This window comes from Amycolatopsis rhabdoformis (assembly GCF_035918295.1).
Taxonomy (GTDB): Bacteria; Actinomycetota; Actinomycetes; order Mycobacteriales; family Pseudonocardiaceae; genus Amycolatopsis; species Amycolatopsis rhabdoformis.
Map to the genome: position 1 here is coordinate 8128872 of NZ_CP142149.1, position 16666 is coordinate 8145537.

Consider the following 16666-nt stretch of genomic DNA (forward strand, 5'->3'; position numbering starts at 1 on the left):
GTACCCACCGGATCACAGAGACGGGGATTCCTTCCTTGCGGGACATCGCGGTTTTCAGCGGTAGCGCTCATCCCGAACTCGCGGCGGAGATCTGCGCCCACCTCGGCGTGCCGCTGCTGCCGACCCAGGTCGATCGCTTCGCCAACGACTGTCTCCAGGTGCAGCTGCAAGCCAACTGCCGCGAGCGCGACGTCTTCATCATCCAGCCGCTGGTGAAGCCGGTGCAGGAACACCTGGTGGAGCTGCTGCTGATGCTCGACGCCGCGCGCGGTGCGTCGGCGGCCCGCATCTCGGTGGTGATGCCGCACTACGCGTACGCGCGCTCGGACAAGAAGGACGCGCCGCGCATCTCCATCGGCGGCCGGCTCGTGGCCGACCTCATGGTCACCGCCGGCGCCGACCGCGTGCTCGCGATGACGCTGCACTCGCCGCAGGTCCACGGCTTCTTCTCGGTGCCGGTCGACCACCTGCACGCGCTGCACGAGCTGGCGCGCCACTTCCGGCAGTACGACCTGTCCAACGCCACCGTCGTCTCGCCCGACCTGGGCAACGCGAAGGAAGCCGCGCACTTCGCGCGGCTTCTCGGCGCGCGCGTCGCTTCAGGCACGAAGCAGCGCTACGCCGACGACCGCGTGGAGATCACGTCGGTGATCGGTGACATCGCCGGCCGCGACGTGATCGTGCTCGACGACGAGATCGCGCGCGGCAGCACCGTGCTCGAGCTGCTCGACCGGCTTCGCGAGCTGAAGCCGCGCACGATCCGCGTCGCCTGCACCCACGGGTTGTTCGCGGACAAGGCGATCGACCGGATCGGCAGCCAGGAAGACGTGCTGGAGATCGTCTGCACCAACACCGTGCCGGTCGCGGTGGAGGAGCGCAGCGAGAAGCTGAAGATCCTGTCGATCGCGCCGGCCATGGCCGAGGCGATGCGGCGGATCCACAACGGCGAGTCGGTGAGCTCGCTGTTCGAACCGGTCTAAACCATGCCGAGGACCCGGTCGAGGTACGTGTTCGTGAACGTCCCGGCCGGGTCACACGCCTTGCGCACGCGCAGGAAATCGTCGAAGTGCGGGTAGCGCGTGCGCAGGGCGTGGGAATCGAGGTCGTGCATCTTGCCCCAGTGCGGGCGGCCGCCGACCTGCCCGCAGATCGCCTCGAAGCCCGCGAAGTACTCGCGGTAGGGCATGCCGACGAACTGGTGGATGGCGATGTAGGCCGAGTCGCGGCCGTTCGCCGTGGAGAGCCAGATGTCGTCGGCGGCGGCCACGCGTACCTCCACCGGGAACATCACCGGGTTCTCGAGCCGCGGCACGAGCGCGCGCAGCTCGGCGAGCACGTCGTGCAGTGATTCACGTGGAACAGCGTATTCGGTCTCCACGAATCGCACGCCGCGATGCGTCACGAACACGCGGTGCGAGAGGTCGCTGTAGTCGCGCGCTGAAAGCACCTGTGCGGCGAACCCGCCGAGCGGCTGCACCAGCTTCGGCACGGCGCGGCCGAGCCGGCAAAGACCGCCGAACGCGATGTTCTCCGTGAACTCGTAGTCCACGAACTGCCGCACCTTCGAAAGCGGCTTGCGCGCGGTGCCCAGCGGCTGGCGGTTGTTGCGCTTGACCAGGGCGTTCTTGCCGTAGGGGAACCAGTAGAACTCGAAGTGGTCGCACGCGGCGGCGAACTCGTCGAAGCCCTCGAGCACCTGCTCCAGCGGCTCGGGCCGTTCCTGCGCGGCCAACACGAACGAGGGTTCACACTGCAGGGTGACGGTGGTGATCACGCCGAGGGCGCCGAGACCGACGCGGGCGGCGTTGAAAAGGTCCGGCCGTTCGTCGGCGGAGCAGCTCACCGCGGAGCCGTCGGCGAGCACGAGTTCGAGCCCGGTGATCTGCGTGGCGATGCCGCCGAAGCGCGCGCCGGTGCCGTGGGTGCCGGTGGAAATCGCGCCGGCGATGGTCTGTGCGTCGATGTCGCCGAGGTTCGTCATGGCGAGGCCGAGGGCGTCGAGTTCCGCGTTGAGCTGCTGGATCGTGGTGCCGGCGCGCACCGTCACGCGGTGGGTTTCGAGGTCGGCGCTTTCGATTCCGGTCCACCGCGTGAGGTCGAGCGCGTCGCTTTCCGCCACCGCGATCGCCGTGAACGAGTGCCCGCTGCCCCAGGGCCGCACGCGCCGGCCGGCGGCGCTGATGCCACGCACGACGTCGGCGACCTCGGCCGCGCTGCGGGGCTGGTGCACCCGCTGCGGGGAGGCCTTGGCGGTGCCGGCCCAGTTGCTCCACGGAGTCATGCGTGCACCTTGTCGTCGCTGAGCAGAGTGTCCTTACGTTAGATGGTGGAACAGTAAGTGAATGAGATTCGCGTTTCAAGCGTTGTTGTCGTACCGTAAGTCCGTGACCACCTCTCCGAACGGCTACGACCTCGCGACGAAGGACCTCGACCCGCCCTTCGCGATCGTCGACCTCGACGCGTTCGACGCGAACGCCGACGACCTGCTGCGGCGCGCCGCCGGGAAGCCGATCCGGGTGGTCAGCAAATCCGTGCGGTGCCGCTACCTGCTGGAACGCGTGCTTTCCCGCGACGGCTTCGAGGGCCTGATGTGCTACTCGCTCGCGGAGGCCGTGTGGCACGTGGAGCAGGGCACCACGCGCGACATCGTCGTGGCCTACCCGACCGCTGATCATGAAGCGCTGCGCCGCCTCGCCGCGTCGGAGGAGGCCCGCGCGGCCATCACGATCATGGTGGATTCGGCCGAGCACCTGGACCTCGTCGACGCCGCTCTCGGCCACGGCCACCCGGACATCCGCGTGTGCCTCGAACTCGACGCGTCGTGGCGCCCGCTGCCCGGCGTCCACGTCGGTACGCGCCGCTCGCCGGTGTTCACCGCGAAGCAGGCGGTGTCGTTGGCCCGCGAAATCGCCGCGCGCCCGGGCTTTGTCCTCAAAGGCCTGATGGCCTACGAAGGCCAGATCGCCGGCCTCGGCGATGCCGCCGGCAGCGGCGTGTCCAACTCCGTGATCAGCTGGATGCAACGCCGCTCGGCCGCCGAACTCTCCCGCCGCCGCGGCGCCGTGGTCCGCGCCGTGCGCGACCTCGCCGACCTGGACTTCGTCAACGGCGGCGGCACCGGCAGCATCGAAACCACCGGCGCGGAACCCGCCGTCACCGAGATCGCGGCGGGCTCAGGCCTCGTCGCCCCCACGCTGTTCGACGGCTACTCCCGCTTCCACCCACGCCCCGCCGCACTCTTCGCGCTGCCCGTGGTCCGCCGCCCCGCCCGCGACGTGGCCACGCTCTTCGCCGGCGGCTACATCGCCTCCGGCCCCGCGGGCGCCTCCCGCGTCCCCTCGCCCTACCTCCCGGCCGGCCTCAAACTCCTCGGCTTCGAAGGCGCCGGCGAAGTCCAAACCCCCGTCACCGGCCCCGCCGCCCGCGACCTACGCCTGGGCGACCGCGTCTGGCTCCGCCACGCCAAGGCCGGCGAACTCGCCGAACGCTTCGACGCCTACCACCTCCTGCGCGACCACCAACTCGACCGCACCGTCCCCACGTACCGCGGCGAACACAAAAACTTCGGCTGACCCCGCACCTTCACGCGGGCGCGGCTCGCTTTTGCGCCGCATCGCCTTCGTTTGGTGCTTTGTCTCCGCGCGATGCGACGCCCGCCTGCCTTGCTGCGACTCCACGTACCGTCTCATCTCGACCCGACAGCACACCTTCGCCGTGCGGCGCTGCCACGGATTCCGGTTCAGGCAGGCGCCGTCTCACCCTCGTTCCGCCGCCGCAACTCCCTTGCGCCACAACAACTCCCGCGCCCCAAGGCCCCTGCGCCCCGCCCCCTTCGCCGCCGAGACAAACCCCCGCCCTCTTTAAGCAGGGTTCCGGCAAAGCCGTTGTGGTGTTTAGGGGTGGATGCCGAGCTGGGTGAGGGCTCGGGTGGGGTTGCGGGTTGTGTGGCGGATTCCGGCGGCGATGGTGGTGTGTCCGGCGTGGCGAAGCGCGCTGGTGGTGAGGTTGCGGAGGCTGGCCATGACGCGGGGTGCCGGTGCGGGCGGGATGCGTCTTCGGTGAAGGTGACGTCACGCACCTGGGCTCTGTCCGCTCTCGCCCACTGAGCCAGGCACTGATCAGATCGTCGAGGACGTCGCCATCGAGGCGGCTGGTCACCCGGCGCACAGTCGCTTCGTCCGGGGCGACACACCGGCCCCGCCGCAGGTCGAGCCAGGCACCGAGCAGCGCCAGCGCTTGCTGCGGGGCGTCGGCCGCCCATCCCCGACCGCCGTGAACGAGCGTGCCCCGCCACCACCGCCACCGTGGCCAGCGCCAGGATCGACGCCACCGAATGCCGCACACCACGCCGGTCACGCGGATCTGGCCCATGACGCAGAAACGCACGCAGATCTGAGACCCGCGATCATGGGACTTCGACAATCACATGATCAACCAGAGACCGTGCCGCCCTGCAACCCGCCCCAAACGACTTTGCCGGAACCCCCGCCCACCACGGGGGACGCCCCGATTCCATTCTACCGGCCCAAAGGCGCGCGGAAGCCTAAACGGCCGAGTTGTCCACAGCAGACGCGAGTTGTGGATAACTCCTGTGGACAACACGAATTCCTTGCGGCTCCAGCAAGGGGAGCAGGCAAGCTGACCCCTGTGGAACACGCGGCGCACGACGATCCCGACGCAAACGACTTCGAAGCGGATGACCCCGGAGCAGACCACCCGGCGGCAACGTCAGCAGCACTCGGCGCAGCGACAGCCACCGCGACAGTCGGCCAGGAAGCTGCTGCGGCGGCCCGTCACCCCGCGATGGCAGACGACCCGCGAGAGGACCATTTGGCAGCCGAACCACTGGATCCCGCCGCAGTACCCACGCACGCGATCGGCGACGAGTCAGGAATCAGCCTCGCGGCAGTCGACCAGGCTGAAGACGATGCGGCGGCGGACCCTGCGGAAGCCGCGGCAGCACACACGTCCGCGATCGGGGACGTGCCAGAAAGTCATCCGGCGACAGCCGACCCGGCAGAAGACCATGTGGCGGCAGATCCGGTGGATTCCACGGCAGCACACGCCCCCACGTCAGCCGACCCGCCAAACTCCCTCACTCCGGCCAACCCACCCCTGGACCCGCCAGAAACTCCCGAAACACACAACCGGCCCGAAGACCCGCCGCTACACCCCTCCACAACCACCAACCCCACCCTCACCATCACCGACCTGGCCCACCAAACCGGCCTCACCGTCAAAGCCCTCCGCTACTACTCCGACATCGGCCTCGTCCCCACCGTCGGCCGCGACACCGCCGGCCGCCGCCAGTACCGCCAGGACGCGGTCGCCAGAGTTCGCCTGATCCGCACCCTCCGGGCGCTCGGCATCGCCATCCGCACCATCCGCGCCCTGCTCGACAAAGAAGCCGACCTGACCGAGGTGGCCCAGCAAGAAGCGAACCGAGTCAGCAACCAGATCCACGAACTCCAAACCCGCCACACGATCCTGCAGGCCATAGCCCACGGAGACGCCGGAGATCAGGAGCTCGACATCATGCAAGACCTCTCAGCAACCGCCAGAAAAGCCCTGGTCAACGACTTCCTCGAAGCCGTCTTCATCACCCAGACACCAGCGTCGCAGGGCCTCAAGCGCACCCTCACTCCCGAGCTGCCCGACGACCCGACCCCGGCCCAGCTAGCCGCCTGGACCGAGCTCACCGACCTCACCCAAGACCAGGACTTCCGCACCCTGCTCCGGAGCCAAGCCGAACAGCAACACGGACGAACCCCGGACGTCCTCGCCCGGATCGCCCAAGAAGCCACCACCGGTGACCCCACCGGACCGCAAGGCGCCGCAGCCGTCCGCAGGGTCAACCCGACGCGGCAGGACCTGGTCCGCATCACCCAGGCCACCGACCCCCGACGAGACCGTTACCTGCGCCTACTCGCCGAGATCAACGGCTGGGCCGCCCCCACCGACCTGGCGCCGAAGATGCGCTGGTTCGAAACTGCCGTGCGCCGTCACTCGCCGAATTTGCTGGCCAGGTAGCCCTTCACCACGTGCTTGGCCTCCGCCACGATCCGCTCGTCGCCTTGGGGGTCGCGGCGGAAGGCGAGCTTCAGCAGGGCGTCGGCGGTTTCGTTGGCGATCGCGATGGCGAAGCGCAGCTCGTCGGCCGGGCGGTCGACCTGGACGCGCAGGATGTCGACCAGCGAGTCGACGATCACGGAGTTGTTGTCGCGTTCCTCGTCGAGGAGCTGGACGTCGATGACGTCACCGAAGTGGACCTTCGAGAAGCCCGGCACCTCGCGGTGCATGCGCAGGTAGATGTCGAGCACGGAGTCGACGACGTTCCACCAGTGTTCGGGGTTGAGTTCCTTCAGCCGCTCGTTCACGGCGGCTACGAAGCGCTCCAGGTTCCGCTGGGTGAGCGCCTGCACGACGGCCCGCTTGTCGGGGAAGAACTGGTACAGCGAGCCGACCGCGACGTTGGCGCGTTTGGCGATCAGGGTGGTCGTCAACGCGTCGTAGCCGAGCTCGTCGATGAGCTGCGCGCTGGCGTCGAGCATCTGCTCGACGCGCTTGGCGCTGCGCTGCTGCACGGGCTTGCGCCTCAGCGGAGTGGTCTCCGCCTGGGTCTCGGACACTGTCGTTCCTCGGTCTTTCTCGCTGTTCATGCGCTCCCCGTCCCGCCGGCTGCGGCGGAACCACTCGTCTGATCTGGGACTTTAGCGCCCTTGTGGGCTTCCCCCTGGACGAGTGACGACCTAGCATATGAGAACTTTTCATGTTCACCCGACCGGGTGGCCGGATGAGAAAGGTGTGTTCCGCCGGTGGACTATCCGACCTTCCCGCCCGAATTCCTGTGGGGTGTCTCGACCTCGGCGTTCCAGATCGAAGGCGCCACGGCCGAAGCCGGCCGCGGACCGTCCGTCTGGGACACCTTCACCGCGACCGACGGCAAGATCGCGCGCGGTGAGGACGCCAAAGTAGCGGCGGACCACTATCACCGCTACTCCGAAGACATCGCCCTGATGGCGGAACTCGGCGTGGGCGCCTACCGGATGTCCATCGCCTGGCCGCGCATCCAGCCCACCGGCACCGGCAAGCCCAACGCCGAGGGCCTCGCCTTCTACGACAAGCTCATCGACGAGGTCTGCGCCGCCGGCATCGCCCCCGCGGTCACGCTCTACCACTGGGACACGCCCCAAGCGCTCGAAGACGCCGGCGGCTGGCTCAACCGCGACACCGCGCACCACTTCGCCGAGTACGCCGCCATCATCGGTGAGCGCTTCGCCGACCGGGTGAAGCTGTGGATCCCGCTCAACGAGCCCATGGTCATGTCGATCTACGGCTACGGCATCGGCGAGTACGCCCCCGGCCAGTTCCTCCTGCTCGACGCCCTGCCCACGGCCCACCACCAGAACCTCGCCCACGGCCTCGCCACGCAGGCGCTGCGGGCCGCCGGCGCCGACAACATCGGCACCGCCAACAACCACTCACCCATCTGGGCCGTCGACAACAACACCGACGAAGACGACAAGACCGAAGCCGCCAAAACCTGGCTCGACGCCCTGCTCAACCGCACCTTCGCCGACCCGCTCCTGCTCGGCACCTACCCCGAGCAGATCCACCCGCACCTACCCGAGGGCTTCGCGAACGACCTGCCCACGATCCACCAGCCACTCGACTTCTACGGCGTGAACTACTACGAACCCCAGGGCGTCGCGGCACCCGGCGAGGGGAATCCTCTTCCGTTCGAGCTGCGGCCGGTCGAGGGTTACCCGATGACGACCAACGACTCGCCGATCGTGCCCCAGGGCCTGCGCGAGCTGCTGGTGTCCTTCCAGGACCGCTACCGCGAGCACCTTCCACCGGTCTACCTCACCGAAAACGGCTGCAGCTTCGCCGACGAACCCGACGAGACCGGCCAGGTCCACGACCCCGAACGCATCGACTTCCTCGACGGCCACCTGCGGGCCCTGCGCGAAGCGATGAACGCCGGCGTGGACGTGCGCGGCTACTTCGTGTGGTCCCTGCTCGACAACTTCGAGTGGTCCAAGGGTTACGCACCCCGCTTCGGCCTCGTGCACGTGGACTACGAAACTCAGCGCCGTACGCCCAAGGACTCCTTCTCCTGGTACCGAAAGCTGGTCCGCCATGAGTGACACGACCACCAACCGGCTGCCGGAAGCGTTCGCCGAACCGGTCGTACGGGTGCGGCCGGGCTGGATGAGCCTGCTGTTCTTCGCGAACATCGCCATGTGGCTCGGCATCTACGCGCCGATCCAGGTCCTCCTGCCGCAGCAGGCCGAGCTGCTCGACAGCGTGAACAAGGAAACCGTGTTCGGCGTGGTCACGGGCGTCGGCGCGGCGGTGGCGCTGATCGCGAACCCGCTCGTCGGCCTGCTGTCCGACCGCACGGTGTCGCGCTTCGGCCGCCGCCACCCGTGGACGCTGCTCGGCGCGGTGCTCGGTGCGGGCGGGCTGGTGGTGCTGGCCGAGGCGCCCAACGTCGTGGTGATGACCATCGGCTGGTGCCTGGTGCAGGCCGGGCTCAACGGCATGCTCGGCGCCACGCTCATCTGCGGCGTCGCCGACCGGGTGCCGGTGGGTCAGCGGGCGCAGGTCGGCGGCCTGATCGGCATCGCGCAGATGCTCGGCACGGTGCTCGGCGCCGTGGTGGTCGTGGTGATGCTCGACCTGGCGGGTCTGCCGCTGGGGTACGCGGTGTGCGCGGTGATCGTGCTCGCCGGCGCCGGCGCGTTCGTGCTGCGGACGCCCGACGCGCGCCTGCCGCGGGAGTTCCGGCCGAGCACGAGGTTCCGGCGGTTCCTCAAGGACCTGTGGGTGTCGCCGCGCAAGCACCCGGACTTCGCGTGGGCCTGGGGCTGCCACTTCATGATCAACCTCGGCAACGCGTTCGGCACGCTCTTCCTGCTGTTCTTCCTCAAGGACTCGGTGCACTACCCGGATCCGGAAGACGGGCTGCTGATCATGATGGGCCTCTACGGCGTGGCGTTGGTGATCGGCGCGGTGCTGGCCGGGCACTTCTCCGACAAGTCCGGGCGCCGCAAGCCGTATGTGCTCGCGTCCTCGGCCGTGATGGCGATCGCCGCGCTGCTGCTCGTGGTGTGGCAGACCTGGACGGCAGCGCTGATCGCTTCGCCGCTGCTGGGCATCGGCTTCGGCGTGTACATGGCGGTGGCGCTCGCGATGCTCACGCAGGTGCTCCCGGTCGCCCAGAACCGGGCGAAGGACCTCGGCGTGGTGAACATCGCGGGTTCGCTGCCGCAGGTCGTGGCGCCCCTGCTCACGACGCTGATCCTCAAGTTCCTCGGCGGTTACCCGGCCCTGTTCGGGGCGGCGGCGCTGGCGACGGTTCTCGCGGGTGTGCTCGTCACGCGGGTGAAGGCCGTTCGTTAGACAGCGCGGCAAACAATCGGGAAGAACTTGTGGTAATCGGGCAATCCACTAATCGCGGGAAGTGGAACCGCGGGCCGGTGCCGGTCGGGGGAGGGGAGTGCAACGGCACCGGCCCGCGGAGTTTGTGGTCGTAGCCAGGGGGTTGGCCCGGCTGCGATGATCTTCAACCTAGCGGCGGATTTCGCCGTCCGCTAGAGCCCGCAGTGATAATTTTCGATTAATCGCGTCCGAGTCCGGGGTAACCGGGGCTGGTTCGTCTCGCTCGGGGGACGGACGAACCAGCCCGCGGCCGGGGCGAGGGTGCCGGTGCCGGGCCGACCGGGGCAGTCGGGTCCGGCGCTCGCTCGCCTGCTCGGGGATCAGGCCGTGACGGCCCGGGGGTTCACCAGCGCGTGGCGGCCGGTGGTTTCGGCGGGCGTGGCGCGCCGCGCCTGGTTCGGCACGCGCCGGCGAGTCGGGTGGGCTTCCTCCTGCGCGCGGACCGCGGTGCGGGCCTGCGGCGCGAGGCCGCCGGCGACCAGGTGCTCGTGGGCGACCTGCCACACCGAGCACGGCGCCTTGCAGCGGTGCCAGCGGGTGGAGCACGTGGGGCAGTCGCCGCGCTCGTCGGGCTCGTGGGCCTGCAGCATCGCCCGCCAGCCTTCGGTCAGGCGCGGCAGTTCGGAGCGGGCCACCGAGACGAGCGACTGTGCGTCGGCACGGTTCGCCAGGTCGGACAGCATGTCGAGGCGTTCCCAGACCGCGTTGCGGAGGACCTGCCCGAGTACCTGATCCATGGAGAGCTCACCGTTACCTTTCCGCCATTTTGGCGGCTTCGTTGAGCGCGGCCCTGAGCTGGCCGAGCTGACCGGACGTCAGGCGAGCGGTCTCACCGGGGGGCGAGACGACGACAACCTGGTCGTTTTCCACGAACACCGTCACCGCGCGCTCCCGGCTGATGAGGTCGCCGCACTGCACGCGCCACACCAGCTGACCGCCTTCGTAGTGACGAACACCCGCGGTGCGGGGGTCGGCCACGGCGGAGGGGGTGACCGGCCGGGTCGCGGTCGCGATTCCCGGCACGCCCGGGGCGGGCCGCAGAGGCCGCATCGCGGTCCCGGCATGTCCTCCTGCGAGCGAGTCAACGAACTCCACTGGCCCTCCACCGCTCTCTTCGTCCCGTGTGCACCTTGCGAGATGCACATCCGCGTCGTCGCTTGACCTACGCCGTACTGCTCCGGTCGGCCGGCGAATCCCGTCCGGCAGAAGAACTTCTGTCAGGGGGAGTGTGTCGCTTCCCGGTCTTCGTAGCTCTCCGTGATCGCTACCGGTGTGCGGGCGGTGACGGAGATCTGACAACTACAGTGAAGTGAAACCGAGTGCGATAGAAGGTCGAAACCGCGTCATAGCGGTGACCGGGCGGGGTTCCACGGTAAGCGGTCAGTGGAGTTCGGCCGGGCCGATCAGACACACTGTCTGCTCGTTTCCCATGCTTCTCTGGGTGTGCTTAGTCTGCTTCCGACGCCCAACGGACGGTGAGGGGTCGTTATGGACGCCAGTGCTGGCGACAAGGTTTCCGGTGGTTCCGGTGCTGATCCCCGCCAGGGCAGCCCGGTTCCCCCCGATGCCTGGGAACAGCCGGAAATGCGCTCTGCGCTGGCGGCCCGGGAGGTCAGCGCGGTGTACCGCCTGTTGCGCAAGCACGGGGTCTCACAGCGCCAGATCGCCGCGATGACCGGCCAGTCGCAGTCCGAGGTGTCGGAGATCCTCAAGGGACGCCAGGTCATGGCGTACGACGTGCTCACGAGAATCGCCGACGGCCTGGGTGTCCCCCGTGGATACATGGGTCTCGCGTACGACGAGACCACGGCGATACGGGTCGTCGGTTCGTCCGACGGCCGGCAGGCTGAGGAGGACGAGTCCGTGAAGCGACGGAGGTTCCTCGCGCACGCCGCCCAGGTCACGATGGGTGCGGCGGTGTTCGGTTCGGAATCCGGGACGTGGTCGGCGGCGCCGGCGCGCACCCCCGCGCCCGGGCGCATCGGCACGACCGACGTCCGCCAGGTCGAGGCCGCGACGCGCGCGTTGCGGGCCCTGGACTACCAGTACGGCGGCGGGTTCTGCCGCGACGCCGTGGTGGCGCAGCTGTCCTGGGGACAGCAGATGCTGGAGTCCAGCTCGACGGAAGCGGTGAAGCAGCGGCTGTTCGTCGCGCTCGCCGACCTGCACAGCCTCGCCGGGTGGACGTCGTTCGACACCGGCCTCATGGACTCCGCCCGCGGCCACTTCGCCAACGCGCTGGACCTGGCCAAACAGGGCGACAGCCACCCGCTCGTGGCCAACGTCCTCTACCGCATGGGCCGCGTCTACCTGCACAACGACGCCCCCAACGACGCGCTGAAGCTCTTCCAGCTCGGCCAGATCGCCGCGCAGGAATCGGGTTCCGAGCTCGCCGTCGCCGTGCTGTGCGCCAACGAGGCCTGGGCCTACGCGATGATGGGCAACGAGGACCAGGCCACGAAGCTGCTCGGCCGCAGCAAGGACGAGTTCGCGCGCGCCGACATCGTCAACGCCGAGTCCTGGGTGAAGTTCTTCAACGAGACCGACGTCTACGCGATGACCGGCACCGTGCACACCGTGCTGGCGCAGAAGAACCCCGAGCACACCAAGTACGCGATTCCGGCCCTGACCAGGGCCGTCGACTCCTACACCGAGGACATGGCGCGCAGCAAGACGTTCATGCTCAGCGCGCTGGCCACCAACCACCTGCTCGACGGCGACCTCGACCACGGCGCCAAGGTGGGCGGCAAGGCCATCGACTACGCCGAGAGCATCAAGTCGGAGCGCGTGAAGGACCGCCTGCGGCCGCTGCAGGTGGAGGCCGAGCGGCGGCGCAACAACGGTGACGCCCGTGACCTCGCCGACCGGCTCAAGATCTTCTACGCCGCCTGAGGTCGCCGCCGCCGACGGCGCGGCCGGGGCAGCGGGCGGGCCGGTCGACGGCCGGTTCACGCCCGAAAAGCTGAGTGAAGCGCTGGCCGAGACGTGTGCGTTGCTGGGCCTGAACCCGGCCGGCGCGCGGCTGCTGCGCTTCACCAACAACGCCGTGTATGCCCTGGCCACGGCCCCGGTCGTGGTCCGCATCGTCGGGTCCACGCGCCTGCGCCACCGCGTCGGCACGGTCGTGCGCGTGGCCGAGCACTTCGCCCGCCACCGCATCCCCGCGATTCGCCTGCTCGAGGGCGTCGACCAGCCGCTGCACGTGGGCCCGCACCTGGTCACCGCGTGGCACGAGGTCCCGTCCGTCGGCCGGCCCGCCACCCCCGCCGACCTGGCCGGACTGCTGCGCAGGGTCCACGCGCTGCCCCCGCCCGAAGGCCTCGCCGAGTGGGCGCCGTTCGACGCGGTGCGCGCCCGCGTGTCCGACGCCGAGGAGCTCGCCGACGGCGACCGCACGTTCCTGCTGGAGCGCTGCGCGCAGGTCGAGGCGCAGCTGGGCGAGCTCGACTTTCCGCTGGCCAGGGGCTTCGTCCACGGCGACGCTTACCCCGGCAACGTGATCGCCGGCCCCGACGGACCGGTGCTGTGCGACTTCGACTCCTCCTGCGTCGGCCCGCCCGAGTGGGACCTCACGCCGCTGGCCGTGGGCCGTGAGCGGTTCGGGGACCCGTCGAGCCGCTACGAGCAGTTCTCCCGCGCGTACGGCTTCGACGTCACGGCCTGGTCCGGCTTCGCCGTGCTGCGGGCCGTGCGCGAGCTGAAGCTCACCACCAGCGTGCTGCCGATCCTGCGCAGTCACCCGCAGGTGCGGCCCGAGCTGCACCGCCGCCTCGACGACCTCCGCCACGGCCGCACGAGCGCCGGCTGGTCGCGCTACCGCTGACCGGGACGAGTGGTCCACGCCACATTCATCTGCTGCTGCACGTGCATTCGACGACTGCAGGGGACCACTCGTCGCTTCCCGGAAGATCACCTGCGCGGTCCCCGCGCGAGTAGAAAGTTCGGCCCGACTGGTCGCCTCTAACGGAGGACTGCTACTCCCGTAGTGCAAATTGCAGCTACCGCGGGTGAGAACCAGCAGGTAACGAGCACGGAAACACCGGATTCGGGCGGGCCGGAGACACCGCGATGCCGCTCGGCTCAGGAAACGGCGACCGGTGCCCGCGTGAGCACGACCGCGAAACCGAACGCCAGGCCCATCACCGTGAGCTCGATCGTGGCCCACGAAACGAGCGCCGTGCGGTTGTGGCGCACGATCTGCGGCATCAGCCGCCAGCGCAGGTTGGCCGCGAGCAGCGCGATGGCGCCGGTGCAGGCGATCTTCAGCAGCACCAGCTGCCCGTACGGCGTGGTGAACACCCCGGCCCAGAAGCTGATGGTGGGGTTGGCCAGGATCTCGACGGCGCCGTTGAACACGCCGGTGACCGCCGAGATGATCAGGCACAGCGTGGCCAGCTTCGAGAACCGCGGCAGCGCGTGGGCCAGCAGCGTGCGGTTGGTGGCGAGCAGCACGATCATCGCGCCGAGGCCGCCGCACCAGGCGACGGCGCTCATCACGTGCAGCTCCATCGAGATCATCGTGTAGTCGTGCCACGACGAGTTCGACGCGTGGCCGGTCACCGGCAGCGGCAGCAGCGCGAACATGCCCACGCCCACGCGCACCTCGGCCGGCACCTTCTCGCCCTGGCGCAGCGCCAGGAACCCGAGGCCGGCGTGCAGCAGCGCCAGCACCGCCACGATCACCAGCGCCTTGCCGGCGCCGACCTCCGCGATGTACGCGCCGATGTCGCTCGCGGTCAGCGTGGACTTGCCGGGCTTGTACTCCGCCGTCTGCAGGATCAGCGCGACCACCGAGGTCGCCGACCAGATCAGCGCGGCGGCGACCGCGGCCGGGCGCGCCCGCCGCATGATCGGCTCGGTGAGCTTCGGCCGGTCGTAGCCGACCATCACCGAGAGCAGGCCGAGCCCGATCGTGGCGACCGCGGCCAGGTCCATCAGCACGCGCACGATCGGGATGGCGGCCGAGACCACCTCGCTGGGCTCGACGACCCCCGGCACGGGGGCGATCGTCGTCAGGGCGACGCCGATCAGCGCGCCCAGCAGGCCCGCGGTGACCACGCACACCAGCGTGGACCAGCGGACTGTGGAGGTGGTCTCGGCTCTCGTCACTGCTTCGTCTTCTCCTGGCTCGGCTCACGGCCGCTGCGCAGCGCGACGGTGAGGCCGATCGCGAGCAGCACCACCGCTCCGGCGATCCAGACCCAGATCGGGATCCCGGTCGAGCTCGACGCCGAGCTCGAGGCCTCCGAAGCGGGTGCCCCGGAGGCTTTGGCCGCGTCGACCTTCGCCGGCGTGCCGGTGCCCGCCTTGGTGAGCGTGAACGGGATCTCGCCCGAAACCGGGTGCCCGTCGGCCGACAGGATCCGGTAGCCGACCGTGTACTTGCCCGCCGGGCCGAGCGGCCGCAGCGGAGCGCTGATCACGTTGTTCTCCACGGTCACCGGGCCCTCGGCCCACTGGTTGCCGTCGGGTCCGGTCACCGCGATCTGGTTCACGTCGGCGTTCTGCACGTACTGGTCGAACGTGAGCGTGACCTTCGCCGGACCGGTCGTGACCGAAGCGCTGTCGGCCGGGTCGGAGCTGATCAGCACGTTGTGCGCCAGCGCCGGGGTGGCCGTGCCCAGCAGGGCCACCCCGGTGATCGCCAGCGCGAGGAGCGCTTTCCGCATCTACTTGGTTCCTCCGGTGTTTCCGGTGCGCCGCGAGCGCAGGACCGCGCCGCCGCCGATGCCGAGCCCGAGCGCGCCGACGATCAGCCCGGCGCCGCCGAGCCAGCGGGCCGTGGTGTCCGTGGACGCGGGGGCCGCGGCTTCGGCGTTGCTGGTGCTGGCCGTCATGCTCGCGTGGTCGCCGCCTTCGGTCTTGGCGGCGAGCTTGATGGTGGGCGCCGGGTGCTCCGGCTCTTCACCGCCGGGCGTCGCCGTCTGGTTCCACGACACCACCTTGCCACCCTCGTAGGTCTGGATGGCCGGGAACTCGAGCTGGTCGACGTTGCCGGGCAGCGGCCCGGCACTCACCTCGAACTCCTGGAACTGGTTCTGGCCGATCTTGGTGCCGGCCTCCGCGGTCCAGACGACCTTGGTCACGGCCTCGGTGATCTTGGTGCCCGACGCGGTGGTCACCGGCTGCGGGAGCGGCGACTTGGTGACCTGCGCGGTCCAGCCGGTCATCGGCTTGGTGCTCACGCTGCCGATGCCGTACTCCGGCTTGAAGTCCACCTCGAGCCCGATGGTGCCGAGCTTCGCGTCCTCGTTGGGAACGCGGAAGAAGATCGCGCCGTAACCGCCCTGGGTGGCCTGGGCGCCGTAGACGTTGGCGGTGACGTGGGCCGACGCGATGCCGGCGCCGAGCAGGCCGGTGATGCCGACGGTGGCGGCGAGCACGCCGGCGCGCTTGAAGACGTGATGGGACACAACTGCTCCTGAACAGGGGTGATCCGGTGGAGAGCTTTCGGGGCTCCACCGGTGCGGGAAAGGGAATCCGGGTTCAGGACAGGACGGGTGGCCCGCGCCGGCCGCGGACGCGCCGCAGCTCGACGTGGAGGATCGCCGCGGACCGGGTGGGTCGCGGCGGGAGCGCCACCGCCGCGCCGGAGGGCACGGGCAGTGGGGGCGTGAGGCGCGGCAGGACCGCGCGCACCACGTGCAGCACGGCGAGCAGCAACGCGTCGGCGCGCGCGAGCAGCAACGCGGTGATCAGGGTGGCCACGGCGTGCGTGGCCGTCATCGTCCAGCCGCTCGCCCAGCCGGCCACCGGGTGGGCGTCGTGGTCGGCGAGCGTGGTGAGCACGAGGTGCATCACGAGCTGGCCGGCGCCGAGCACGGCGACGGTGGCGAGGCGGCCGCGGGCCTTGTCGGCGAACGCGGTGGCCGTCCAGCCGAGCAGGCCGGTGAGCAGCACCGTGAGCGCCGGGTCGGGAAGTCCGCCGTCGGCGACGCCGTGTGCGGTCACCGCGAGTGACGCCGAGCTCGCTGCGAGCAGCCCGCCACGGGCAGCGGCGAGCGCGCCGCGGTGCCGGGTGCGGGTGCTCACCGAGGCAGCTTATCGGCACTCCGGCGCGTGAACGAGGACTTTCGGGCTGTGAGCAGCGTCTCGGTGAACGTTCAAGTAAATGCTGGTCGGAGCGTTGCGATCAGGTGACGACCGCTCGGCCGGGCCACTCGCTTCGGTTGCCGATCGTCTCAGGATGCGAAACGGTGGCCTGACCAACGGTGAGACG

Annotated in this window: 15 protein-coding genes; 7 read left to right on the plus strand and 8 right to left on the minus strand. The window is 69.7% G+C overall.

The window, feature by feature from the left end; all coding sequences use genetic code 11:
• The first annotated feature begins 35 nt into the window (after positions 1–35).
• A complete protein-coding gene (locus VSH64_RS37510) occupies positions 36–980 on the plus strand; it encodes a ribose-phosphate diphosphokinase (protein WP_326567490.1) in 945 nt (314 codons plus the stop codon).
• Here the strand turns inward: VSH64_RS37510 and VSH64_RS37515 are convergent.
• A complete protein-coding gene (locus tag VSH64_RS37515) occupies positions 977–2281 on the minus strand; it encodes a D-arabinono-1,4-lactone oxidase (RefSeq protein WP_326567491.1) in 1305 nt (434 codons plus the stop codon). The two genes, VSH64_RS37510 and VSH64_RS37515, sit on opposite strands and share 4 nt — an antisense overlap.
• 61 nt (positions 2282–2342) lie before the next feature.
• Here VSH64_RS37515 and VSH64_RS37520 point away from each other — a divergent pair, with 61 nt between their 5' ends.
• Positions 2343–3572, plus strand: coding sequence for an amino acid deaminase/aldolase (locus VSH64_RS37520; protein ID WP_407655586.1), 1230 nt, complete (start codon positions 2343–2345; stop codon positions 3570–3572).
• A 1075-nt stretch (positions 3573–4647) separates the two neighbouring features.
• Positions 4648–6030 (plus strand): MerR family transcriptional regulator, encoded by a 1383-nt coding sequence (locus tag VSH64_RS37525; RefSeq protein ID WP_326567493.1) that lies wholly within the window; start codon positions 4648–4650, stop codon positions 6028–6030.
• Here the strand turns inward: VSH64_RS37525 and VSH64_RS37530 are convergent.
• Positions 6003–6629, minus strand: coding sequence for a TetR/AcrR family transcriptional regulator (locus VSH64_RS37530; protein ID WP_326567494.1), 627 nt, complete (start codon positions 6627–6629; stop codon positions 6003–6005). The genes VSH64_RS37525 and VSH64_RS37530 overlap by 28 nt on opposite strands.
• A gap of 186 nt (positions 6630–6815) precedes the next feature.
• Here VSH64_RS37530 and VSH64_RS37535 point away from each other — a divergent pair, with 186 nt between their 5' ends.
• The gene (locus tag VSH64_RS37535; protein ID WP_326567495.1) at positions 6816–8150 is read left to right on the plus strand and encodes a GH1 family beta-glucosidase; all 1335 of its coding nucleotides are present in this window, start codon (positions 6816–6818) and stop codon (positions 8148–8150) included.
• Complete coding sequence (locus tag VSH64_RS37540) at positions 8143–9408, plus strand: MFS transporter (RefSeq protein ID WP_326567496.1); 1266 nt, start codon at positions 8143–8145, stop codon at positions 9406–9408. Before VSH64_RS37535 ends, VSH64_RS37540 begins: the two co-directional genes overlap by 8 nt.
• A 359-nt stretch (positions 9409–9767) precedes the next feature.
• Here the strand turns inward: VSH64_RS37540 and VSH64_RS37545 are convergent, their stop codons facing one another.
• Together VSH64_RS37545 and VSH64_RS37550 are read right to left on the minus strand one after the other, a co-directional pair.
• On the minus strand, positions 9768–10184 hold the full coding sequence (locus VSH64_RS37545) for a hypothetical protein (RefSeq protein ID WP_326567497.1): 417 nt from the start codon (positions 10182–10184) through the stop codon (positions 9768–9770).
• Positions 10185–10197: 13 nt separating this feature from the next.
• Positions 10198–10542, minus strand: coding sequence for a hypothetical protein (locus VSH64_RS37550; protein WP_220245493.1), 345 nt, complete (start codon positions 10540–10542; stop codon positions 10198–10200).
• Positions 10543–11031: 489 nt separating this feature from the next.
• Between VSH64_RS37550 and VSH64_RS37555 the strand changes: the two genes are divergently transcribed.
• Positions 11032–12339, plus strand: coding sequence for a helix-turn-helix transcriptional regulator (locus VSH64_RS37555; protein WP_326567498.1), 1308 nt, complete (start codon positions 11032–11034; stop codon positions 12337–12339).
• A gap of 70 nt (positions 12340–12409) precedes the next feature.
• Complete coding sequence (locus VSH64_RS37560) at positions 12410–13270, plus strand: phosphotransferase family protein (protein WP_326838135.1); 861 nt, start codon at positions 12410–12412, stop codon at positions 13268–13270.
• A 257-nt stretch (positions 13271–13527) separates the two neighbouring features.
• Here the strand turns inward: VSH64_RS37560 and VSH64_RS37565 are convergent, their stop codons facing one another.
• The 4 genes from VSH64_RS37565 to VSH64_RS37580 form a co-directional block, all read right to left on the minus strand.
• The gene (locus tag VSH64_RS37565) at positions 13528–14556 is read right to left on the minus strand and encodes a copper resistance D family protein (protein ID WP_326567499.1); all 1029 of its coding nucleotides are present in this window, start codon (positions 14554–14556) and stop codon (positions 13528–13530) included.
• The gene (locus tag VSH64_RS37570; RefSeq protein WP_326567500.1) at positions 14553–15116 is read right to left on the minus strand and encodes a copper resistance CopC family protein; all 564 of its coding nucleotides are present in this window, start codon (positions 15114–15116) and stop codon (positions 14553–14555) included. Before VSH64_RS37570 ends, VSH64_RS37565 begins: the two co-directional genes overlap by 4 nt.
• Positions 15117–15860, minus strand: coding sequence for a YcnI family copper-binding membrane protein (locus VSH64_RS37575; protein WP_326567501.1), 744 nt, complete (start codon positions 15858–15860; stop codon positions 15117–15119).
• A gap of 73 nt (positions 15861–15933) precedes the next feature.
• Positions 15934–16428, minus strand: coding sequence for a hypothetical protein (locus tag VSH64_RS37580; RefSeq protein ID WP_326838136.1), 495 nt, complete (start codon positions 16426–16428; stop codon positions 15934–15936).
• Between the last annotated feature and the right edge of the window lie 238 nt (positions 16429–16666).